This is a genomic window from Cutibacterium sp. (genome assembly GCF_030525615.1).
In the GTDB taxonomy this organism is placed as follows: domain Bacteria; phylum Actinomycetota; class Actinomycetes; order Propionibacteriales; family Propionibacteriaceae; genus Cutibacterium.
In genome coordinates this window covers 1-22,236 of the sequence record NZ_JAUNEJ010000004.1, presented here as the reverse complement: position 1 = coordinate 22,236, position 22,236 = coordinate 1, and the positions used below count along the sequence as shown (strand labels likewise).

Annotated in this window: 21 protein-coding genes and 1 pseudogene; 8 read left to right on the top strand and 14 right to left on the bottom strand. The window is 58.9% G+C overall.

Going from position 1 to position 22,236, the window contains the following annotated elements:
- Window positions 1–104: 104 nt before the first annotated feature.
- The 3 genes from Q4B98_RS07035 to Q4B98_RS07025 all read left to right on the top strand — a co-directional run bounded on the left by Q4B98_RS07035 (window position 105) and on the right by Q4B98_RS07025 (window position 2,641).
- A complete protein-coding gene (locus tag Q4B98_RS07035; RefSeq protein ID WP_303196424.1) occupies window positions 105–1,337 on the top strand; it encodes a sensor histidine kinase in 1,233 nt (410 codons plus the stop codon).
- A gap of 63 nt (window positions 1,338–1,400) precedes the next feature.
- A complete protein-coding gene (locus tag Q4B98_RS07030; RefSeq protein WP_303196423.1) occupies window positions 1,401–2,057 on the top strand; it encodes a response regulator transcription factor in 657 nt (218 codons plus the stop codon).
- Window positions 2,054–2,641 carry a hypothetical protein gene (locus tag Q4B98_RS07025; protein ID WP_303196422.1) on the top strand — a complete coding sequence of 196 codons (588 nt, stop codon included), beginning with the start codon at window positions 2,054–2,056 and terminating at the stop codon, window positions 2,639–2,641. The genes Q4B98_RS07030 and Q4B98_RS07025 overlap by 4 nt, the downstream gene beginning before the upstream one ends.
- A gap of 3 nt (window positions 2,642–2,644) precedes the next feature.
- Here Q4B98_RS07025 and Q4B98_RS07020 read toward each other — a convergent pair whose 3' ends face one another.
- The 3 genes from Q4B98_RS07020 to Q4B98_RS07010 all read right to left on the bottom strand — a co-directional run bounded on the left by Q4B98_RS07020 (window position 2,645) and on the right by Q4B98_RS07010 (window position 5,998).
- Window positions 2,645–3,544 carry a rhomboid family intramembrane serine protease gene (locus Q4B98_RS07020; RefSeq protein WP_368492324.1) on the bottom strand — a complete coding sequence of 300 codons (900 nt, stop codon included), beginning with the start codon at window positions 3,542–3,544 and terminating at the stop codon, window positions 2,645–2,647.
- Window positions 3,541–4,440 (bottom strand): TIGR01777 family oxidoreductase, encoded by a 900-nt coding sequence (locus tag Q4B98_RS07015; RefSeq protein ID WP_303196421.1) that lies wholly within the window; start codon window positions 4,438–4,440, stop codon window positions 3,541–3,543. The genes Q4B98_RS07020 and Q4B98_RS07015 overlap by 4 nt, the downstream gene beginning before the upstream one ends.
- A gap of 70 nt (window positions 4,441–4,510) precedes the next feature.
- Entirely contained in the window at window positions 4,511–5,998 is a 1,488-nt protein-coding gene (locus tag Q4B98_RS07010; protein WP_303196420.1) for a DHA2 family efflux MFS transporter permease subunit, read from the bottom strand.
- Window positions 5,999–7,146: 1,148 nt separating this feature from the next.
- On the opposite strand from Q4B98_RS07010, the gene Q4B98_RS07005 reads away from it, so the two are divergent.
- Window positions 7,147–7,968: a hypothetical protein gene (locus Q4B98_RS07005; protein WP_303196419.1), complete on the top strand. Its 822-nt coding sequence runs from the start codon at window positions 7,147–7,149 to the stop codon at window positions 7,966–7,968.
- Window positions 7,969–8,714: 746 nt separating this feature from the next.
- Here Q4B98_RS07005 and Q4B98_RS07000 read toward each other — a convergent pair.
- The 3 genes from Q4B98_RS07000 to Q4B98_RS06990 are packed head-to-tail and all read right to left on the bottom strand — an operon-like array spanning window position 8,715 to window position 10,968.
- Window positions 8,715–9,584 (bottom strand): biotin-dependent carboxyltransferase family protein, encoded by an 870-nt coding sequence (locus Q4B98_RS07000; protein ID WP_303196418.1) that lies wholly within the window; start codon window positions 9,582–9,584, stop codon window positions 8,715–8,717.
- Entirely contained in the window at window positions 9,581–10,201 is a 621-nt protein-coding gene (locus Q4B98_RS06995; protein WP_303196417.1) for an allophanate hydrolase subunit 1, read from the bottom strand. Before Q4B98_RS06995 ends, Q4B98_RS07000 begins: the two co-directional genes overlap by 4 nt.
- Window positions 10,198–10,968 carry a LamB/YcsF family protein gene (locus Q4B98_RS06990; protein WP_303196416.1) on the bottom strand — a complete coding sequence of 257 codons (771 nt, stop codon included), beginning with the start codon at window positions 10,966–10,968 and terminating at the stop codon, window positions 10,198–10,200. Before Q4B98_RS06990 ends, Q4B98_RS06995 begins: the two co-directional genes overlap by 4 nt.
- Before the next feature lie 132 nt (window positions 10,969–11,100).
- Between Q4B98_RS06990 and Q4B98_RS06985 the strand changes: the two genes are divergently transcribed.
- Genes Q4B98_RS06985 through Q4B98_RS06975 form a run of 3 tightly spaced genes read left to right on the top strand, consistent with a single transcriptional unit; the run spans window position 11,101 to window position 13,867 of the window.
- On the top strand, window positions 11,101–11,865 hold the full coding sequence (locus Q4B98_RS06985; protein WP_303196415.1) for a DUF969 domain-containing protein: 765 nt from the start codon (window positions 11,101–11,103) through the stop codon (window positions 11,863–11,865).
- Window positions 11,862–12,848, top strand: a complete 987-nt coding sequence (locus tag Q4B98_RS06980; RefSeq protein WP_303196414.1) for a DUF979 domain-containing protein — start codon at window positions 11,862–11,864, stop codon at window positions 12,846–12,848. The genes Q4B98_RS06985 and Q4B98_RS06980 overlap by 4 nt, the downstream gene beginning before the upstream one ends.
- Window positions 12,845–13,867: a DUF2891 family protein gene (locus tag Q4B98_RS06975; protein ID WP_303196413.1), complete on the top strand. Its 1,023-nt coding sequence runs from the start codon at window positions 12,845–12,847 to the stop codon at window positions 13,865–13,867. The genes Q4B98_RS06980 and Q4B98_RS06975 overlap by 4 nt, the downstream gene beginning before the upstream one ends.
- A 241-nt stretch (window positions 13,868–14,108) precedes the next feature.
- Here the strand turns inward: Q4B98_RS06975 and Q4B98_RS06970 are convergent, their stop codons facing one another.
- Together Q4B98_RS06970 and Q4B98_RS06965 are read right to left on the bottom strand one after the other, a co-directional pair.
- Complete coding sequence (locus Q4B98_RS06970; protein ID WP_303196412.1) at window positions 14,109–16,637, bottom strand: ATP-dependent Clp protease ATP-binding subunit; 2,529 nt, start codon at window positions 16,635–16,637, stop codon at window positions 14,109–14,111.
- A gap of 275 nt (window positions 16,638–16,912) precedes the next feature.
- A complete protein-coding gene (locus tag Q4B98_RS06965) occupies window positions 16,913–17,230 on the bottom strand; it encodes an Lsr2 family protein (protein WP_303196411.1) in 318 nt (105 codons plus the stop codon).
- A gap of 131 nt (window positions 17,231–17,361) precedes the next feature.
- On the opposite strand from Q4B98_RS06965, the gene Q4B98_RS06960 reads away from it, so the two are divergent.
- Window positions 17,362–18,552 (top strand): NADH-quinone oxidoreductase subunit D, encoded by a 1,191-nt coding sequence (locus tag Q4B98_RS06960; protein ID WP_303196410.1) that lies wholly within the window; start codon window positions 17,362–17,364, stop codon window positions 18,550–18,552.
- A gap of 84 nt (window positions 18,553–18,636) precedes the next feature.
- Here Q4B98_RS06960 and Q4B98_RS06955 read toward each other — a convergent pair whose 3' ends face one another.
- The 6 genes and pseudogenes from Q4B98_RS06955 to Q4B98_RS06930 all read right to left on the bottom strand — a co-directional run.
- Window positions 18,637–19,314 carry a cell division topological specificity factor MinE gene (locus tag Q4B98_RS06955; RefSeq protein ID WP_303196409.1) on the bottom strand — a complete coding sequence of 226 codons (678 nt, stop codon included), beginning with the start codon at window positions 19,312–19,314 and terminating at the stop codon, window positions 18,637–18,639.
- Window positions 19,315–19,398: 84 nt separating this feature from the next.
- On the bottom strand, window positions 19,399–19,938 hold the full coding sequence (locus tag Q4B98_RS06950; protein WP_303196408.1) for a DUF3180 domain-containing protein: 540 nt from the start codon (window positions 19,936–19,938) through the stop codon (window positions 19,399–19,401).
- The gene (folK, locus tag Q4B98_RS06945) at window positions 19,935–20,492 is read right to left on the bottom strand and encodes a 2-amino-4-hydroxy-6-hydroxymethyldihydropteridine diphosphokinase (RefSeq protein WP_303196407.1); all 558 of its coding nucleotides are present in this window, start codon (window positions 20,490–20,492) and stop codon (window positions 19,935–19,937) included. Before folK ends, Q4B98_RS06950 begins: the two co-directional genes overlap by 4 nt.
- A complete protein-coding gene (folB, locus tag Q4B98_RS06940) occupies window positions 20,489–20,851 on the bottom strand; it encodes a dihydroneopterin aldolase (RefSeq protein ID WP_303196406.1) in 363 nt (120 codons plus the stop codon). The genes folK and folB overlap by 4 nt, the downstream gene beginning before the upstream one ends.
- Window positions 20,852–20,942: 91 nt before the next feature.
- Window positions 20,943–21,791, bottom strand: a complete 849-nt coding sequence (gene folP, locus Q4B98_RS06935) for a dihydropteroate synthase (protein ID WP_303196405.1) — start codon at window positions 21,789–21,791, stop codon at window positions 20,943–20,945.
- Window positions 21,792–22,049: 258 nt separating this feature from the next.
- Window positions 22,050–22,236: pseudogene (locus tag Q4B98_RS06930) on the bottom strand (hypothetical protein); the annotation flags it as partial.

Genomic DNA, 22,236 nt, shown 5'->3' with positions numbered 1-22,236 from the left:
CCCCACATCGGCCGATCGGCTAAACCACATCTGGCAGATCGGTCAGACAGCTGCGCCCAATCGGTCGAGGTTATGCGGGCAGACCCGCCCCTAGGATGAGGGATATGTTCCAGTACGAAGTTGTGGGTGACGATCACCGGCCCGCAATCTGGGCCTCCATCGTCCTCATCGTCATCGGAATGCTCGGATGCTTCATTTCGACCGCGTTCTCACCACTGGGCGTCAACGTCACAGCCCCGAACCCCACCGGTCTCACCGTGCTGCGCGCAGCTGCCGCCCTCGTCGCGGATGTCGTCGGGCCTGTTTGGCTGCTCTGGCGACATCGCCAGCCCTTTGTCATCACTCTTGCCACGGCGGCAATCAGCCTGATCCTTCCGATCGGCAACATCGTTCCTCTCATTGCCCTTGCATGTTTGCTGAGCCGACGGCGTGGTACAGCGTCATGGTGGGCTGTTGCGGCGGTGACCGTCACGACCAGCGTTGTCAGAGTTCTGGACGCCACCAACTCCCCGGCGGCCGCGTCTGTCATCAAGTCTGTGGCGGCCCCCGCCAATACTCCTGGCACTGCCGACCAAACCGTCTCTTGGCTTGTCGTGGCATCATTCATCATTCTTGGACTCGTCATCTCGATCGGTTCCGGGTTATGGCGCCGCACCCAGCGGGCTGCAAAATCCCTTGCCCGAGAGCGCGACGTCGCGAGAGCTACCAACGCCAAACTCGGTGACGAATTGTCCCGCCGCGAGGAACGCGAGCGTATCGCCCAGGAAATTCATGACCAGCTCGGGCATCGGTTGTCTCTCCTCAGCCTGCAGTCCGGAGCGTTGGAGACCCAGCTTCAGGACAATCCAGACGCGGTACGGGCTGCCCACGAGGTGCGCTCCGGCGCAGCTGCCGCAGTGAATGACCTGCACTCCTTACTGTCCATGATATGTGAGCCTCAGGGCGCCCCAGATTTGCCGTTGTCAAAGCTAGCTGAGGTCATCGATGAGTCTTTCAGGGCCAGCCAGCCTCTCAATTCAAACGTCTTCATTGAGGACGCGGACCGGGCCGATCCCGCTGTGTCTCGCGCCGTTTACCGCATCGTTCAAGAGCTGCTCACCAACGCCGCTAAACACGCTCCCGGTCAGACGACGACTCTTCGTATCCGAGGCAATCCGCACGACGGAATCAGCATTGACGCGACGAATGGGTACACCGGCGGATGGACTGGCGGACCAGGCCCCGATTCTCGTGGACTTAAAGGAATCACTGAGCGAGTCGAATTGCTTGGAGGCAGCCTTCACTACGGTCTTGACGACGGCCTATTCCACGTCCATGTGGAGATCCCGTGGCGATAGCGGCTCTGTCCTCATGCCGAAGTCACACGGCACCACAAGAGGCGATCATCATAGGATGTGGTCATGCTGCCCATTCGCGTCTTGCTCGTCGACGACGACGTACTGGTGCGCAGAGCCGTACGGCAAATCCTCGAAACCGCTGAGGATCTTGAAACGGTCGGGGAAGCCGGCGACGGCGATGAAGCGGTGAGGCAAGCTCCCCACGCAGATGTGGTTCTGATGGACCTACGGATGCCGGGAATGAGCGGGGTGGAGGCGACGTCACGTATCACGCACATTCCGAGCCCACCCAAGGTTGTCGTTCTCACGACCGTTACGGCCGACGCGGCCGTCATCGACGCAATTCACGCCGGGGCGTCAGGATTCCTACTCAAAACATCCTCACCTGAGGAAATCGTCCATGCGGTACGTGCAGCTCACGCTGGCGACGCTTTCATGTCTCCGACGTCGACTCGCCAACTTCTCGAACAGCTGCGCGGCGACGTTGGTCGACGAAACCGCCGGGCCGCCCGCAGGACCCTCGCCGCACTCACCGACCGGGAGCGAGAGGTTGCCGTCGGGGTGGCCGAGGGACTGACGAATGACGCCATCGCCGCCCAGCTCAATGTCTCACCGAGCACTGTCAAGGCACATCTGTCGACGATTCAAACCAAACTTGCCGTCGACAGCCGGGTCCGTATCGCGGTCCTCATTGAGCGCGCCGGGTATCTGTCCGGATGACCATTGCCCCGAACGCCTCGTCATTGCTTTTGTCGACCCCAGATGGCAAGACTGGTGAGGTGCTCATTGACGCCACCCAACCAGACCTTGTAGAGGAGTTCATCCTCGCCAATTTTGCGCACCATGGGCAACCGGTCGTCGTCATTGATGGGCGCTCGGGGTCAGGCAAGACCACTTTGGCCAACACCCTCTTCCGTCGCCACCATGACTGGCAGCTCGTTCACGCCGACGACCTGTACCCCGGCTGGTCTGGTTTGTCACAGGTGTGGGATCTGAGCGATCTCGTCACTGGACACCGGTACCGCAGATGGGACTGGTATGAGAACCGCTTCGCCGATGAAGTCACCTTGGACCATAATCGCCCCCTCGTTATTGAGGGTTGTGGAGTATTGACGCCCGTGAATGCGCGCTTGGCATGCGTGCGAGTGTGGTGTGAGGCGCCCGCGTCGCTCAGACGTCGCCGTGCCCTCGCCCGGGACCCGGAGTTTCGCGATTATTGGGCAATGTGGGCCATTCAAGAGGGATTGCACATCGCACGCCACAAACCCGCAGATCTCGCAGACCTCACCGTATCCAACAGGTAACCCTCAGAACATGAAGTACTTGAGCACCACCAGAACCACGAGAGCGCCGAGCAACATTGCCATCCTTGGCCAGGTCTGCGGGGATTTGCCTGCCTGAATACGCTTAGGATCTTCGAAGAAAATGATTCCGCAGACCAGTCCGGCGATGAATCCGCCAAGATGAGCCTGCCATGCGATTCCGGAGATAAAAAACAGCAATGCCGCGTTGATGGCCAGCACGATCCACAGGTCACGGGTTGACGCGCCCAGCCGACGCTGCACAATGAGCAGCACCCCAAACAACCCGAAGATGGCACCGGAGGCCCCAACAACACCGCCATACATATTTGGCAGAAGTGTCCCGTCACCATGTGGCGACGCCATCAGGCAAAACAGCACTCCCCCGCCGATACCGGACATGAGGTATGCGGCCAGGAACCGGGCTCGTCCCAGGAACGGCTCCAACGACCGTCCCAAAGCCCACAATGCATACATATTGAACCCGATGTGGAAAATGCTCAGCGCGTGGCCAAACATGGAGGTAACGAATCGCCAAGGCTCATGAAACCCCTGGATCGGTGCCAGGACGACGGCGTCACGAATCTGGGGGCTGACCCACTCCCCGATCCACACCAGGATGCAGATGGCAATCAGGGTCCATGTCACCACTGGATCGTTGCTGCGTCGCTTCACGCGGGCAGCAGGCTTGGGAGCCGTCTTTTGTTGGTACGACGCTGACGGTGGTTCCCACGTAGGATCTACCTCGGCCGACCGGTACGGCTCAGGCTCGGGCCGAGGGTTCTGTTGGGTGTAGCTGGCGTCGGGAGACGCCCAGGATGGTTCGTCTCGTTGTGGCTTGTCCTCCCACGAACCCCACTCATCGGGGCGAGAGAAGGTGTCGGGACGTTGGTTGTTCTGACTCATCGGCGTCCTGCAAGTGCTGAAGTAATCGACTCGGTGATGGAGGTGTCGCGGAACTCGAATCCGTTATCAAGGAGTTTCGCAGGCTTAGCCCTCTGCCCGGAACACAGTGCCTCGTCGACGAGTTGAGATCCGAAGACCATCTTTGCTGCTGGGGTTGGGAAGGGCAGTACAGAAGGTCGGTGCATTGACTTGGCCAGAGCTTTCGTGAACTCGGCATTCGTACACGGATTCGGTCCGACGAGATTTACCGGCCCGCTAATGGAATCGTCAGTGAGGATCCGCAGCATGGCTGACACGTGATCGAAAAGACTGATCCACGACACGTACTGCTTGCCATCGCCGATCTTGCCGCCCAACCCGAATTGGAAAAGCGGTCGCTCCTTGCCGAGGATACCGCCGAACGAACTCATGACCTGGCCGGTACGCAGGGTTGCCACGCGCACTCCTTCGGGAGCGGAGTACGCTGCGGCCTCCCAGCGCTGGCAGACCTCGGCTAGAAAGCCATCGCCAGCCGGCTCGTCCTCGTCAAGCCATTCGTCACCGCGTGGCCCGTAATAGCCCACAGCCGAGCCATTGAGGAAAACACGGCACCTCGGAGAAGACGCCAGGGCCCGCACGATGAGACGGGTGGAGTCGATACGCGACGCCAAGATGCGAGTCTTGCGTTCATCGGTCCACCGTCCTGAGGCGATGGGTTCTCCTGCCAGGTTCACCACAGCATCTACGTCGTCGAGGAATGGCGGGGCGATGGACAGGGTGTCGAGGTCCCATCTGCGGTCGGAAGGCTGGATGGGCTCATGGCGGGTCAGCGTGACGACATCATGTCCCTGCTTGCGCAGCCGCTGAACCAGCGCTGTGCCGATAAGACCGGCAAACCCTCCAATGGCAATCCTCATATGGCCATCCTACGGGGCACGTGAAAGGCGCCTCGGTAGCGTCCACCTGGCTGGTGAAGGACTGCAGACATCAGGACTTACGCTGACGCGCACGTTGGAAGTTCGCAAAGAAGGCACAGACGATAACGCACAGGGTGCCGGCAGTAATGGTGACAAACATTGACTCACCGAGGCCCCGTCCCATGTCGTGACGGGCCGCAATGCGGGCATCCATCATCATGGCGATAAAGGCCGAACCAAGAACCGCACCAACCTGGCGGATGGCGTTGTGAACTCCCGAACCCGCTCCAGCGTCAGCCTGACCAAGATCGTCGGTACTGACCAAGGAGATCGGACTCCACATCATGGACGAGCCAATACCAGCGATGGCCGCTAGCAGCGAAAAGACCCATAGATCCGTTGACGGCACTGTGAGCAGCCACCAGCCGATCGCGGCACACACATAAAGACCCACACCGATAACAGCTATTCGCCCTGACGAACGGCGCTGAAGAAATCGTCCAACGAATGGCGACAGCACACCGGAGAAGATGGCAGTAGGAATGAGCAGCAGGGCAGCGATCGTCGGGGATTTGCCGCGCACATCCTGCAGGTAGAGAGCCGTCGGCAAGAAATACGCATTCACGAGCATTCCGACCAGAGAGATCGCGACATTACCGAGGGTGAAGTTGCGCTTGGTGAACAAACGCAACGGAACCAACGGCTCGAATTCATTCGAGTGACCATGCAGGTGAGCCCGTGACCATTCGGTCTGCGAGATGACGAAGAGCACCATGAAAACCACGCCGAGGGTGATGAGCAAGGGCACCGAAATGACGCCGGTGATGGCCCCCCAGTTGTACTGCTCCCCCTCCTGGATACCGAAGACCAACAGGGTCATACCGATACCTGACAGGATGACGCCGAGCCAGTCGAAGGCGTGACCGTGAGTCTCTAGGACAGGAACATTCCGGACCGCCAGCCACAGCCCGATGACGCTGACCGGGACGTTGACAAAGAAGATCCACTCCCACCCCACGGTGTCGACGAGGATGCCGCCGAGAACCGGACCGACGAAGCTGGCCACACCGGCAGTAGCACCCCACACACCCATCGCGGCACCGCGTTTTTCCGGCGGGAAGAGTCGGGTGATGATCGACAAAGACTGCGGCGTCATAAGTCCAGCACCGATACCCTGAACCGCACGAGCAGCGATGAGGACACCAATCGTCGGGGAGAAACCGCAAGCCAGCGAGGAAATCCCGAAGATGAACATCCCAATACAATGCATACGACGCTGACCCCAGCGGTCGCCCATACGCCCGGTAATCAGTAGCGGGACCGCGTAGGTGAGCAGATACGCACTGGTGATCCACACACCTTGGTTGAGGCTGGCGTTAAGGGCATGGATGGTTGCTGGCAACGCGGTCGTGACGATCGAGGTATCAACGAGAATCATGAAGAAACCAATAAGGAGAGCCCACAGAGCGCTCCAGGCCTGCTTCTCGGTGATGACATTTCCATCTCGGTCCCGGGCGAGGTGATCGGCATTCACGACTGACGATTGCTCAGACGACAAGAGGTCTCCTCCAGAAAGACGACGCAGGCCAATAGCCGAAGCGATAATACCCCTGCGGATTAGCGCCGTACCGTGCCGTCTTGACCTCGCGGCCAACCGGACGTCTGGCTCAGCCAACCCGCATCCCAGCACCGATCGGTGTTCCGCTGACTGGTTACAGTCAGACCCAATCGGTTGCGGTGGCAAGAGCTATCAAAGCCGAAGGCACTGAAGACCATGTAGGTCCTACAGATGGCAGGAGAAACTTCCATTGGCGCAAGTCTCGGCCCCTAGCCTGCTCAACTCAACTGCTAAGAGCCTGTGCGACTCCACCCGGAGGGATTTACCGGCTCTTCGCCCCGGTCAGCCTTATGGCAGAACACCCGATCAAATCATATGAGATTTATTTCACCTTCTTCACGACCGACGAATGTCGGTACAACCGACCGACATTCGTCGGTATCGGACCTCATAGCATAAGGCATAACTTGATGCCTATACCACTACTCTTGGTTCATCGGCCTGCCGGGCGTCTTGACCACATTTAACGGCAAAGGAGCGACATCATGAAATACCGTATCGAGAATCACATATGGAGCTTCGCTTTTATATTGACAGTCTTCTTTTCTCCGTTGATTATATGGGGAGCTTGGGACACAATCAAAGATGTCGAATATGCTTTTATCCGAATCGTCCTGTGTGTTGCGATTATCGGCGTTACCTATATTGGGGCAGGATTATTATTGCTGTGGAATAGATGGACGCAACGCAAGTACCGCGAGAAAGGTCTCTTAAAGTAACTGGGATATACAGAAGTATAATGACCTTAACTTTATCAGCTCTTCACAATTGATATGCAAGCTGCGAAGCATCCGGCTTTTAAAACTAGTCCGGGTTACTTAGGTGGTGAGAACACAGTGCCATAACCAGGATTAGTCATTGGCCCTCACTCCGCCATGCCCTCAACCACCCAACCTCTCAATTATGAAGAGCCTACTTAGCGATTTTATTATAGCCAATCCAAAAGCGCCACCCGTTCATAGTGGATCGACAGAAAGGAGGCGACGATGCGCCGACCACTCAGGAGAGCAGTCGTTGGACTAGCAACAGTGTTCGCCCTGTTTACAAGTGGAGCGAACGTAGCTTTAGCTTACGATAGACCGCAGCCTATGTCGAATAAGGAAGGTCCTGCATCCTCCAGTAGTCCCGAGCTAGATCCAAATATCGTTTCAAAACAGAAAGATTATGCTGACCCCACTGCAAGAAATCTCGTTAAAAAAGAAATGAGGCTTTCAGATCGGCAGGCGACAAATTTGTTGTCCGACAAGATTCCTCTCAGCCTAAATCTCGAGACTTCCACCCAGCCATTGCCCGATGACTTAACATCCGGGATCTCCGTACAAGATAAGAAAAACCTAAATAGTTTACCTAATATTGACAGCAAAACAGGACGAGCATCAATCCCCAGCCCAAAGAACTACGAGATGTTCTCTATACAAGTAAAGGATCAAGCGGTTGATAAAGTAATCGACGGAGTTGCTCGCACTCAGGATAATAAAGCACAAAATCAGACAACTGCCGTATCGCATATAACAGCAAACCAATCCGGTCAGATTATCGGCATCATTAAAGATACTGATGTATCTTTCATGGATTTCAGCTACATGTTACCTGACGGTTATAGACTCCAAACCCGAAACGATGGCGACTTCAACTTGGTATCCGAAGCTGGTGAAGTAGAAGGAGAAATTGAGGCTCCTTGGGCGCTAGACGCTTCTGGCAAACAACTCCCCACCAGGTTCGAGCTGGTTGACGACCATACACTAAGACAACACGTGGATACTGAAGGTGCATCGTTTCCTATCGCACTCGACCCCTCCTGGGCATGGTGGCTAGTCACCGCTGGAAAATGCGCCGTATCAGTCGCGCCCCTCCTCGCAACGGGGGGCAGCCATAGCTGCACGCGAACCGAAACTGATCTCTGCTATTAACAAATTATCAAAAACACCTAAGATCGCAGCTGCCGTTAAGAAAGTTGGCGGCGCCAAAAATGCAGCGGTAGCAGCCACAAAGAAGGCAGTTATTACCTTACGGGAAAGACTTCCAAAAGGCGTAGCCTCCAAACTTCCATCCCCTAAAATAACACCGAAGCAAAAGAAAGGTATGGAGATCTTATAGCCCTTCCTTGTAGAGAATTTTTGGGATTACCTAGGAATTGGAAGTTGCTACTCACTTGCACGAGGAAAATAAATTATGCACTACGTACACTACTTCTTTAACTCTATCCTTCCTCTCCCAATTACTATCGCAGCAGCGATTTTCTCCGGAATACGCTTCGCTCGCATCGGAACAATTCTAGAAAAGGAGACGCCCCGAAAGGATCAAGATATCGTTCTTCTCCTCGCGCAGGGATTGGGGGCTTTTGTAATCCCCTTTTATTTCTCACCTTCAGACAAACTAAGATCCACCGTTTCGTTTTTTATCGTCTTGACCTCTATGTCAATGATTATAGCAAGGGGATGCATGAGACAGGCCGATTCGTCAGGTAAAACGACTAATACTGATACTGAAGAGACTTGTGACCGTTAATTCTGCTGTTGTTTTTGGAACAGTTAACTGCGACTGTCGTCCCCCAGCACCCGTTCAAGTACCTGGGGGAGGCCCCGATCGCCACGCCGTCACCCCCACACCCTTAATTGTGATGTGCCTTTTCAATACGGCTTCAAAAGCGCAACCGTCACCATGATTGCGTGGACATCGAGAACCTCACGACCACCCCGGCCCGAGCCTGAGCAAGACGGTCGGCGTCGTCGAAATCGGCAACCCCAATAACTGGGTACCCCCCGGTCGTCGGATGATCTGGCCCGAAAATCAAAGGCACTCCCGAGGTGGGCACCTGGATTGCCCCTCGCACCACCGGCTCGCTCGTCAGCTCCCCCGTAACTGCCCGTTCCAGGGATGGTCCTTCCAGCCGCGTCCCGACCCTGTCGCTCGCTTCTGCGACCCGCCACGCTGTTTCCTCAAGGACGCGTCGCCCGTCGTCAGTGAACCAATCGTCACGAGGCCCCCACACACCATGGACGATGAGTTCTTGTGGTGCCGCTTTGACGTCAACAGCTCTGGTGTCGATGACGCCAGCTGGCCCTTCCCCTACGGTAATGACGTCGCCGGTAACCAGCGGAGCCGGTCCCATCTCTCGCGTCGGATCGGCCGAGACGCTAGCGAAAGCAGGCGTCGCGCTAATACCGCCGGTGACCGACAAATAGCTCCGCAGCCCCGTCGTCGGCACACCGACCGTTATTGTCTGACCATCAGCTACCAGGAATCCACGACCACTGGGACGCCGTGACCCATCCACAGTGATCTGCACATCAGCCCCCGTCAAAGCCACAAGAACCGGCCCTCCAACGCACTTCAACCGCACTGGGCCAAGCAAGATTTCCAGGCACCCCAGACCGGCGGGGTTGCCGACAAGTCGAGCACCGTCTTGATAAGCCCGACGATCCCACACCCCGCAACCGCTGATCCCTAAGTCGGCCAACCCACGGCGTCCCGCATCCTCGATGAGGGTTCGTGGTCCGGGCACCTCCACCACGAAGTGAGTCATGACGTCACCACCTGGAACTCGACAACGGCCCCTGGCGACAGCAGGGCCGGAGGAACAGCCTTCTCGTCCCACAGCGTCGCCTTGGTTGTCCCAATGATCTGCCAACCGCCCGGGGAGGCCTGCGGGTACGCCCCCGTGAATCCGTCGGCCAAAGCGACGCTGCCGGGCGGAATCCGGGTGCGAGGACTGGACCGACGCGGAATTCGGAACGGCCAATCAGCCCCGGTCATGTATCCGAATCCAGGCATGAACCCAGCGAATTCCACCGTCCACAATTGGCTGCTGTGACGCTTCACCAGCTCGTCGGTGGTCATGTCAAGCACATCGGCCACGTCGGACAGATCTAATCCGTCGTAACGCACCGGCACCGGCACCGGATCTCGTAACCCCTCTTCGACAGCGTTCAACCCTCCAGCGAGCAGGTCTCGAACATGGGTGACGGCACCCGGCAGCAGGTCAGCAGACTCCACTTGCACAAGCACGGTCGTCTGAGCCGGAACAAGATCGACCGTTCCTGCCGCCGGATGATCGCTGAGGGCGCGGTGCAACCGTCGCCGCTGAGCGGCGTCGTCCAGCTCAACCAGTACTGCCGTCCGCCCGGCCGGCAACAGTCTCATGCGGCAGCCCGTAGATCGACGCCGGCAGCGGCAAGACGGTCTCGCACCGACGTGGCCATCGCGACAGCTCCCGGGGCGTCACCGTGAACGCACACCGAATCGGCCTGGATTCTCACCTCCGTGCCATCAATAGCAGTCACCGTCCCTTGAGTCACCAGCTTGACGACCCTCTCACCAACAACGTCGGGATCGTGCAGTACCGATCCCTCCTGACGTCGCGACACCAGGGTCCCGTCCGGGTTATATGCCCGATCGGCAAAGGCCTCGCGCAAAGCCCTGACCCCGTTCTGTTCCGCGAGGTCGAGGACGAGAGCTCCAGGCAGCCCGAGGATGGCCAAGTCATCATCTGTGGCCCTATTGACGGCCACGATCGCCTCGACGACGGCCCTGGCCTGCGCCTCATGGTGGACGATGGCGTTGTACAAGGCGCCATGAGGTTTGACATAGCGCACCGACGCGCCATGAACCGCAGCAACCCCACGCAGCGCGGACAACTGGTAAATGATCTCGTCGCGCAGCCTTCCGGGATCGACGTCGACGAAGTTACGACCGAACCCTGCCAAGTCCCGGTAGGAGACGTGGGCTCCCACGCATACCCCGTGTTCAGCGGCGGCTTTGCAGGTGCGCCCCATGACGACGGCGTCGCCAGCATGAAACCCGCAAGCCACGTTCGCCGAGGTGACGATCCCCAGCAGGGACTCGTCGTCACCCATACTCCACGACCCGAAGGACTCCCCCATGTCTGCATTGAGATCAACAGTTGCCATGAGCCAAGACTGCCCCAGTTTGTCTGCTCGTGACGATATTTTCGCCGGTGAAGCCGCTAAATCAGACTGACACACTGCACTTCTAAAATCACCCGACAAGGTATCCCGAAACATTGAGGAAAGGAGCGCACTATGTGGGTTCTGATTGCCGTGGCGATCGTCATCGTCGGCTTTGCGTTGCGGCTCAACGCCATGCTCGTGGTCGCAGTGGCCGGTGTCGCTGCCGGCCTTATCGCCGGCATGTCGCCAGTTGAGATCATCGAGACCTTCGGGACTGGATTCGCCAGTTCCCGGTCCGTGACAATCTTCATCGTGGTGCTGCCCGTCATCGGATTGCTGGAACGCCACGGTCTCATGCAGCAGGCCGGCCATCTGATGTCGAAAATGAAATCCATGACGGCTGGGAAACTCCTCGCCGCCTACCTTGCCGTTCGCCAAATCACCGCTGCACTGGGGCTGTCGTCCATCGGTGGACCGGCCCAAGCGGTGCGTCCTCTCGTCGTACCCATGGCTGAGGCCGCTGCCCGACGCAACCACCCCCGCTACACCCGCAAGATGAGAGAGAAACTGCGCTCCTACGCGTCCTCAGCGGACACTATCGGGCTGTTCTTCGGCGAGGACGTCTTCATCGCTATCGGATCGATTCTGCTCATCACCGGATTCGTCGACGCCACCTACAACCTCAAGCTTGAGGCAATTCAAATCGCGCTGTGGGCCATTCCGACGGCCATCTGCGCCTTCCTCATCCACGCCCCACGGATGTGGCTGCTGGACCGTAAACTCGCCAAGATGGCTGCCGAAGGTGGCGATGACGTTGATGTCGAGACCACCCCTGAACCTGACCGCGCTGTCAGCCTGCCCTCAGGCGGCAACCCTGAGCAGGAGGTCAGCGAATGATAAAGGTGGAATGGTTCTACTGGCTGTGCGGGATTCTCTTCCTCATCATCGCGGTCATTCGGCTGCGCGATCGCGATGACAAGAAACGGTTTGGGTCAGCAGCCTTCTGGGCAATCATGGCCTTCTGCTTCGGATACGGCACCTTCGTCGTCAACAAGACCGCGCCTGCTCTGGTAGAAGGTATTGCCGTGCTGCTGCTTGCAGTACTGGCAGCGTGTGGCTTCCCAGGGAGAGGATCCACCGAAACCACCACGGACGCACAACGGGAGAAGCTCTCCGACAAGTTCGGCAACAAGCTCTTTGTGCCCGCGCTCACCATTCCGATCATCGCCGCGATCTTTGCTGTGGCCGGTATGCGCGACCTGTCCTTTGATGGGAATCCGCTGTTGGAGACCGGCATGGCTACCATCATCGGGTTGGGAGCGGCCTCACTAATCGCTCTGGTCGTCGCCATGATGATGTTCAAGGTGCGCTCCCCCATGGTGCCTTTCAAGGAAGGCGACCGGCTGGTCGGTCATATCGGCTGGGCTGCGATCCTGCCGCAGTTCTTGGCAACTTTGGGCACCCTGTTCAACAACGCCGGGGTCGGCGATGCGGTGGGGCGCATTATCTCGTGGATTCTGCCGTCGGGAAGCCTATTTGCCGCAGTGTGCGTGTATTGCATTGGCATGGCTTTGTTCACTCTCATCATGGGCAACGCCTTTGCGGCATTCCCGGTGATGACGGCTGCCATCGGTTGGCCACTACTCATTCAGCACTTCGATGGCAACATGGCTGCCATCTTCGCGATCGGCATGTTGGCTGGATTCTGCGGAACATTGTGTACCCCGATGGCCGCGAACTTCAATCTGGTCCCCGCAGCGCTACTTGAGCTTGACGACAGCTATGGTCCTATTAAGGCTCAGATTCCCACCGCTGTTCCGTTGCTGTTGTGCAACATTCTCATCATGTACCTGTGCTGCTTCCCAGGAGGTTTGCTGTGATCCTTGACGATTACGCCCAAGGATGGGCCACGACGATCATTGACGGCCTTCAACGGCCTTTCCCGTGGGGATCGGCCCACCAGTCCCAGGGACCTACTGATGTCGATGTCACGCCGTGGCGCCTCCACCCGTGTTTTCATGGCTGTCTGGACTGGCATTCCTCGGCTCACATGCAGTGGTCAGCCCTCACCCTCCTCGAAAACGCCCGTCAGTCGATTGATCGCGAAACCACCGACGGCCTGGTTGACCTTCTTAACGCGCGCCTAACCCATGAGAACGCTCAGGTGGAGGCGGAGTACCTGCGGGTTCATCGCGGCTACGAACGTCCTTACGGGTGGGGATGGGCAGCTCTGTTGTCCGCCAAGTGTTCAGCGCTGGCCACCATGACGAGCAATTCGCCGGAGTGGGCGTCCGCGACTCGGATCGTCGGACGCCAGATCTTCGACAACCTGCTGGACTGGCTGCCGACGATGACCTTTCCAGTACGCACTGGTACCCATGACAACACCGCATTCGGTATTGGCCTGTGCCTCGACGCCGCTCAATCCCTGGGACGCAGCGACGTCGTCGGTGCCGTCGTCGAGCATTCCCACCGCTTCTTCGACGACGACACCGACTATCCGTCGTCCTGGGAACCCAGCGGCAATGACTTCCTATCGGCGGCGTTGAGCGAAGCGCACCTCATGGCGCGGGTGTACGACATCGAAGGTCGCCCTGATGAGTTCGCCAGATGGCTCCACACGTTCCTGCCGCGGTTAGGACAAGCTGACGACAACCTCCTGGACGTACCTGAAGTGACCGACGGCACTGACGGCAAGCTCGCCCACCTGTATGGGCTGAGCTTGTCGCGTGCCTGGCAGCTGCGAGTGCTCTCTAGCTGGCTTGCCGACGACGCTCGTCATCGGGTCGAGGCCGCCACTGATCGTCAGCTCGACGAGGTGGCCTCTCAGATCACCGATGGCGACTTCATGTCCACCCACTGGCTGGTGTCCTTCGCCCTCCAGGCTGTCTTGGCGTGAAAGCGCACCCGTGATGCCCGGGGATCCGCAGATGTCACTACAACCGGCAGCCGCTCTGCCATGAAACGGACTCTTCGCTAACGAGAGTGTGGGGGGCGACGGCATGGCGATCGGGTTCCCCCGCCGTGCAGTTGCGCCCGGCAGAACAACTACATCTAGGCGAACCGCACCGGCGCGATACAGATTTGTGGCCCGACGCTCACGTGCGCCGGGCCACAACATTTAGCTCTGCCGATCAGTCCTACTGGCCGTCGCTACTGTCCCCTGCCGAGGAGGTGAGCTCCTCAGGAACCTCGTCGGGAAGCTCGGAGCGTTCAGTGCCCTTGAACACAAACGGCTCCTCGGAACCCTCTGGGGCAGCGTCGACAACCACGATCTGACCGGGTTTGACATCACCGAAGAGGATCTTCTCGGCCATGACGTCCTCGATGTCGCGCTGAATCGTGCGACGCAACGGACGGGCACCCAGCAGCGGGTCGAAGCCTCGCTTGGACAGCAGCTCTTTGGCAGCCGGGGTGACCTCGATTCCCATGTTTTTGTCTTCCAGACGCTGCTCCAGCTGATCCACCATGAGGTCGACGATCCGCAGGATGTCGGACTGGGTGAGCTGGCGAAAGACGATGATCTCGTCGAGGCGGTTGAGGAACTCGGGACGGAAGTGTCCCTTGAGTTCCTCGGTGACCTTGGCCTTCATCTTCTCGTAGCTGGACTCGGTGTCATTGGCCTTGGAGAAGCCCAGGTTGACCGACTTGGAGATGTCCCGGGTACCGAGGTTGGTCGTCAGCACGATAACGGTGTTCTTGAAGTCCACCACGCGCCCCTGAGCGTCAGTGAGACGTCCCTCATCGAGAATCTGCAACAAGGAGTTGAAGATGTCAGGATGGGCCTTCTCGATCTCGTCGAAAAGGATGACGCTAAACGGCTTGCGGCGCACCTTCTCAGTAAGCTGACCACCCTCCTCGTAACCGACGAACCCGGGCGGGGAACCGAACATCCGCGACGCGGTGTGCTTCTCGGAATACTCGCTCATGTCCAAAGTGATGAGGGCGTCCTCGTCACCAAAGAGGAACTCAGTGAGGGCCTTAGTGAGCTCGGTCTTGCCGACCCCGGACGGGCCAGCGAAGATGAACGAACCAGCTGGACGCTTCGGATCCTTCAGCCCGGCACGGGTACGACGAATGGAGCGGCACAAAGCCTTGACGGCATCTTCCTGACCGACGTAACGCTTGCCGATCTCATCTTCCATGTGGAGCAGCCGCTGAGACTCCTCTTCGGTGAGTTTAAAGACCGGGATACCGGTGGCACCGGAAAGCACCTCGGCAATCTCGTCAGGGCCGACAACACTCGGAACCGACTCGTCACCCTGCTTCCATTCCTCTTCCTTGGCCTCCCGCTCGGCGAGAAGTTTCTTCTCGTCGTCGCGCAGCCCAGCAGCACGCTCGAAGTCCTGAGCGTCGATGGCCGCTTCCTTCTCCACGCGCACGTGGGCGATCTGCTCGTCGAATTCTCGCAAATCTGGCGGGGCCGTCATGCGGCGAATGTTCATCCGAGCGCCGGCCTCGTCAATGAGATCGATGGCCTTGTCAGGCAAGAAGCGATCCTGAATGTAGCGGGCCGCAAGATTGGCTGCCGAGGTAATGGCCTCGTCGGTGATGGTGATCTTGTGGTGAGCTTCATAACGGTCACGAAGACCTTTGAGAATCTCAATCGCCAACGGGATCGACGGCTCAGCAACCTGAATCGGTTGGAAGCGACGCTCCAAGGCGGCGTCCTTCTCAATGTACTTGCGATACTCGTCAAGGGTCGTCGCGCCAATCGTCTGCAACTCGCCACGCGCCAGCATTGGTTTGAGCATGCTGGCAGCGTCGATGGCTCCTTCAGCAGCACCGGCGCCGACGATGGTGTGGATCTCGTCGATGAACAAGATGATGTCGCCGCGGTTCTTGATCTCCTTGAGGACCTTCTTCATCCTCTCCTCGAAATCGCCGCGATACCGCGATCCGGCGACCATGGAGCCGAGATCCAAAGAGTAGATCTTCTTGTCACGCAGAGTCTCGGGGACATCTCCGCGCACGATGGCCTGGGCCAGCCCCTCGACGCAGGCGGACTTGCCGACGCCTGGTTCTCCGACCAAAACCGGGTTGTTCTTGGTACGCCGGCTCAGCACCACCATGACCCGCTCGATCTCATTCTCGCGCCCGATAACCGGATCAAGCTGGCCGTCACGGGCAGCGTCGGTAAGGTTGCGACCGAACTGGTCAAGGACCGTTGCCGAGGACTGCTGCGGACCGGCCTCGGGCGCGCCAGAAGTAGCAGCCTGACGCTCGTCGCCCTGGTAACCCTGCAGCAACTGCAAGACGCTGTTGCGAACCGTATTGAGGTCAGCGCCAAGGCGGATCAACACCTGGGCGGCAACGCCTTCTCCCTCACGGATGAGGCCGAGCAGGATGTGCTCGGTACCGATATAGGAGTGATTCATCTGGAGGGCCTCGCGCAGGCTCAACTCAAGAACCTTCTTGGCACGCGGGGTGAAAGGAATGTGGCCAGTTGGCGTCGACGTGCCGTGGCCAATGATTTCCTCAACCTGGGCGCGAACTGCCTCCAGGGAAATGTCAAGGGATTCGAGAGCCTTGGCGGCAACGCCCTCGCCTTCACTGATGAGTCCGAGCAGCAGGTGCTCGGTGCCGATGTAATTGTGGTTCAGGGCCTTGGCCTCATCCTGGGCCAGGACGACGACCCGGCGGGCCCGATCGGTGAACCGTTCGAACATGAACTCTCCTCGTATGTGGAGCAGACCGACCACCGGCAAACACCGGCAGAAAGATCCACCCTCGGTCGCGTGAAACCTTCATGCAACCAACCGACGGCACTGAACCGCCAGTCTGTGTCATCAGTCTAATAACCGCCGACGACAGATCTGTGATACCCGCTTACGCCGCTGGCACAACCTGGACAAAACAGCACGTCCCGCACGGAACAGCACGACGCCGGAGCTTTATCGCTCCGGCGTCGCCCCCGCCTTGTCAGGCGATCACATAACTGGGATCAGTGAGCACGATCGTAGGCCGCACGGATCTCATTGGAGACGCGGCCACGCTCCGAGACCTCGTAGCCCTGTCCTTTGGCCCACTGACGAACCTCATTGGCGGTCGGGCCGCCGGTGGGGCGATGCCCACGGGTGCGACGACCTCCGGTGCGTCGAGCATTCGAGGTCCACTTGGACAGATCATCGCGCAGCTTCGAGGCGTTCTCTGCGGACAGGTCAATCACATAGTTGACACCGTCGAGGCCAAAAATGACGGATTCCTCAGCAGGGCTTCCATCCACGTCATCGACAAGATCAACACGCACACGCTGGGCCATAGCATTCCTTTCAACCTTGCGCCGTAACTTCGGCTTTTGAACCACAGTTTATGTTCATCGCACAGAAAATCACAAGGCGACTTCTGTTCTTTTTATCGAATGAGGGTCTTGGAGATGCATCTGGACGCGCAATGAGGCATCCTCAAGGTGTGTTCAGTTCCACGCGAAAGATCTTGTTCGTCGTCGGATCGATGATGGCGAGTACTGCGGCAGAAACTCCACATGGGGAATCTGGCGGGGAATATGAGGTGATCCAGCTTGATCTGGGGCATCTGCACCCGACAAGACCAGGCCTGGTCAGTATTGCCACAACCGTCGACGGCGATGTTGTCACGTCCGCACAAGTGGATGTTGGCCACCTTCATCGCGGGGATGAAAAACTGTTCGAAGTTCGTGATTATCGGCAGATTCCCATGCTCGCATCACGCCATGACTGGACGGCACCTTTCATCGGTGAGACAGGCGCAGCACATGTCATCGAAGAGGCGATGGGGATTACCGTACCGGCCCGGGTGACATGGATACGAACCCTGCTCACAGAGTTCAGCAGAATCACCTCACACATCTCATTTTTGTCATGGCTGGGCCATCACTGTGATGACGAAGTACTTGAGAATCAGATTGCGTCCACGGTCGAAAAATCTCGAACGATCTGGCAATCATGTTCCGGAAACCGTATTCATCCCATGGTCACACGGATCGGAGGAGTCAAGATCCGCCCGGAACAGGAATGGTGCCCAGACCTACGAACATGGCTCGACGAGACTGACGCCCTTCTCCCCCGGCTGCGCGAAATCCTCGATACTGCCACCGACATCCGCGACGTCGCTGTCATCGACCCACCCATGGTTGACGCCTACGGCCTTTCAGGACCCGTTTCCCGAGCCAGCGGAATCGACCTAGACACTCGCAAGGCTTCCCCCGTCTACACCGAACTGAGCTGGCCTGAGATCGCTCGCAGGCCCCAAGGGGACGCTTACTCCCGGCTGGCGGCCCTGTGCGACGATGTGACGGTGTCGTCAAGCCTGTGTCGTCAAATTCTGGACCGCCTGCCAGGCCTGGAAGGGCCGTTGGAGACTCGTCTGCCAACGGTCATCAAGGTTCCTCGCGGGCGCACCTGGACCGCTATGGAGGCCCCCTGGGGACGCGCTGGATACCTGCTGGAATCTCGCGGCAGCACGACGCCGTGGCGATTGGCGCTGCGAACCCCCACCTTTGCCAACGTCCAAACCCTGGAAGCCGTCCTACCGGGTACCCGTACCTGCGACGTCGAGGCCACTATCGCATCCCTTGGATGGACCTTAGGAGACCTGGACAAGTAGCGACGCGGACTAGACACTCTTCAGACAACACATGTGGGGTCCAGCGGAATGCTGGACCCCACATGACGTTTGGGCAACTAAATATCAGGCCTGGCGACGAGTTACGCGAGTCTCCTCAGACAGACGGGGGAAGGCGACGCGGGAGAGATCAGCAATGGTCGCGTCGTTACCACGTTCCCAGATCTCGTCGGCGGTGGGGACTCCCGCATCAGTGACGGTACGCAGCGCTCCGAGACGCCCCGAGCGCCCTTCAGCAAGCAATGTGTCAAGCTCGGTCTCCAGCTCCGCGATGTGCATCTCGAGGGAGGTGACTTTCTTGTTACCAGCGGTGACCTTGTATTGCAGAGCGGCCTTGTCCCCTCGGAGAGTTGACAGCTCGGTCTCAGCACGATCCAGCTTGGCGCGAGTATCAGCCAGTGCCTTTGAGATAGACCCGACACGGCGCGAGAAGGTGTCGATCATCTCCATGGACTCGGCATGGTGACGCTTTTCCTGCTCGGAGGCAGCGTGTCGAAGTTCCTTGAGGGCGTCATAGTGCATCCGGCGCATGGCATCCACCTGACGCCACGCCATGAACACCGAAACCCATGCTCCGACGAGGGCCACAAGCACACCCGCTCGGGCCGCCCAAATGGAAGGAATCACTCCGCAGGCGATGGCAACGACTGTCGCCACGATAAGAATGACGAGTACGCCCTTGCGCTCGCCACTGTCCTTTTCAACCCGTTTGAGATCATGCACGCCGCTCACGCGGTTAATCATACCGTGCGAGACGCTGACGTGTATAGCCCCATTGGACCTTTGGTCAAGCACTAAACACGGGCGAGTCGCGATCTCATAGCCGCGTCACTTCTTGGGGTGCTTGTCGGGGTCCTCGGGGCCTTTGGGGACCTTGCAGGCATTCTCGAGAAACCACCCGGCCCACGCCATAATCGCACAGGTGATTGCTGTTACCGCCCCGACGATCGTCCGCTGTCTCGGGTAAGGGATATCAAGGTGCCACACGTAGGTGAGAACGTACACAATGCACGCTCCGACAAGGGCTGCACCCGACAGAGCGATCGCCTTTCCAAGAGCCAGTGAGACGAGACCTTGATTCGCCTCAACCTCGCGCTTTGGATCGACGACCTTGGCTCGAAACACTCTGGCATATCCCCACGTTGCGATGGCCGCGACCAGCACAACCAGAGGAAGAGACCACGGCAGGATGGGAACGGTGCTGTTACTGACCTTGTAGACACTCAGCGCGAACCACCCCAGAGCAGCTCCACACAGGGCTGCCACGATGATGGTCTTCCAGTCAGTCGGAGCGAGATTGCCCTGAGGGTCGTCGCCGTCGTCGGGACGCCGGTCGTCATCCCAGTAGGGTGGCAGGCTCCGTGTCATGCATCCTCCTCGTCGTGCGTCTCATCCCATCTTCTCGCATTCGTGACACCAGGCACGTCAATCTGGCGGGGATAAGGCTTAACAGCCTCGTCCAGATCGCCAGGATCAAAAGCAGCCACCAGAGGGGCGATCGGGCCGTACCCGGGCAATTGCGCGTCGGGGTCGACGTCGAACCAAGGCACCAGGACAAAGGCACGCTCGTGGGCGCGGGGGTGGGGCAAGGTGAGGTCATCAGTACCGATGGTCTCGGTACCAACGACGATGAGGTCGACGTCGAGGGTGCGCGGACCATTCCGGATAGTGCGCTCACGGTCGTGAACCTCCTCGATGACGTGGGCGCGTTCCAGCAGGACCGGCGGGGGCAGCTCAGAGGTGGCGACAACGACGACGTTAAGGAAATCGTCCTGCTTGACCCCCCCGACGGGCGCCGTGACGTAGACAGGCGAGACGACGACGTCACGAATCCCGGGGGTTTCAGCAATGAGACGTACGGCGTCACTAAGGTGAGCAAATGAGTCCCCGACGTTGGACCCCAGACTAAAGACGGTTTTCACTCGGCCTCCTTTCGGCACGTCACGGCCACGTCATCGAGGGTCACTCCGACCGGGGCGTGTGGCTTGTGGACGGTTATTTCGACGCAACGGACTCGCGGACTGATCGCAAGAACGGTATCGGCAATCCTGCCGGCCAGGGTTTCGATAAGGTTCACCGGCTCCCCGGCGACGACATTAAGCACCTGCTGTGCCACGGTCGCATAATTGACGGCTTCGGTGAGGTCGTCAGAGTCGGTGTCCATATCGACATCGAGGGTGGCGTCAACGATAAAGGGCTGACCGAGCTCACGCTCGCTGGCGAGGACACCATGGTTTGCGTGCGCACGAATACCGGTCAACGTGATCTGTCCATCGGTCATGACGGCAGATTACCCATCGACTCGTCAGCACCGCTTGGTCGGCAGCCTCAGACGAGGACTCGAACTCAGGCCCCCAACTCAGGACCGCACCTCAGGCGAGGACACGAGCGATGGTCTCCATTGCGTCGCGGTTGGCGCGGACCTCGTGGGTGCGCACGCACCAGGCATGATGGAGGGCGAAATAAGTCGACAGAGCCATCGTGCCGGCGTCGCGCTCCAAGGCAGGTCGGTCCTGGCCGTTATCAGCGAGGAGTTCGCCGAGGAAGCGCTTGCGGCTAACTCCCCACACCACGCGGAGGTCCTTAAACTCTTTTTGGAACACATCCGCTGCGTCGATGAGCTGCCAGTTCTGCTCAGTCGTCTTAGAGAAACCGATTCCGGGGTCAACGATGATCCGCTCGCGCTCAATGCCGGCAGTCTGAGCCGCGTCAACCTGCTGTGAAATCTCGGAGATGACGTCGGCGACCACATCCTCATAGTGGATGAGGCCCTGCATCGTTGCCGACTGTCCACGCCAATGCATAAGCACGTAGTCAACCCCGGTACCGGCGACAACGTTGAGAATTTCTGGGTCGGCTTTGCCTCCGGAAACGTCGTTCACGATCCTGGCTCCAGCTTCAACGACAGCCTCCGCAACAGAGGAACGCATGGTATCGACAGAAACGGTAACCCCGTCGGAAGCCAGCGCTTTGACGACCGGGAGGACGCGGTGCAATTCCTCGTCCTCAAAGGTGCGAGCGGCGCCCGGCCGAGTGGATTCGCCACCGACGTCAATAATGTCGGCTCCCTGAGCGACGAGATCACGGGCGTGACGAATGGCCACTTCAGGATCCGCCCACATGCCTCCATCAGAAAAAGAGTTAGGAGTGACGTTGACGACCCCCATGACGAGGGTACGGGCAGGGTGAGGGTTGGTGTCTGAAGGGTCAACGGCGATCACAATCGAAGTGTAAAACACACAGCTGGACCTATGACGTTGCATCGCGAAGCCCAAGTACGTTCAAAGGCCACACTCCCGCGTGGACGATTTATTCGGGGCGGATTGGTGTGGTGGTCGGAGCGTCTGCCCGTTATGGGCCGGTGAGGACTGTGTCGGGGGCTAAGTGGCATATATGCAAAGACGGGGTGCCCCATCAGCGATAGGGCACCCCGTCGTGTTAGCCGGCGGTGATCCTTACCGGATCACCATGATTCGACATCACACACCAGTGCGAGGCATGACTCCGGGGTGAGTCAGGCTGACCGGAACCTTCGTAGGTGCCGGGGCCGGGCTGACCGACGGGGCCGGGCTGACCGACGGTGACGGCGTTGGAGTCACCGTGGTGATCTCGGCGTGATCGCCGCACACACCCTTGGCCAGGACCTTGCCGTTGGCGTCGGTGAGG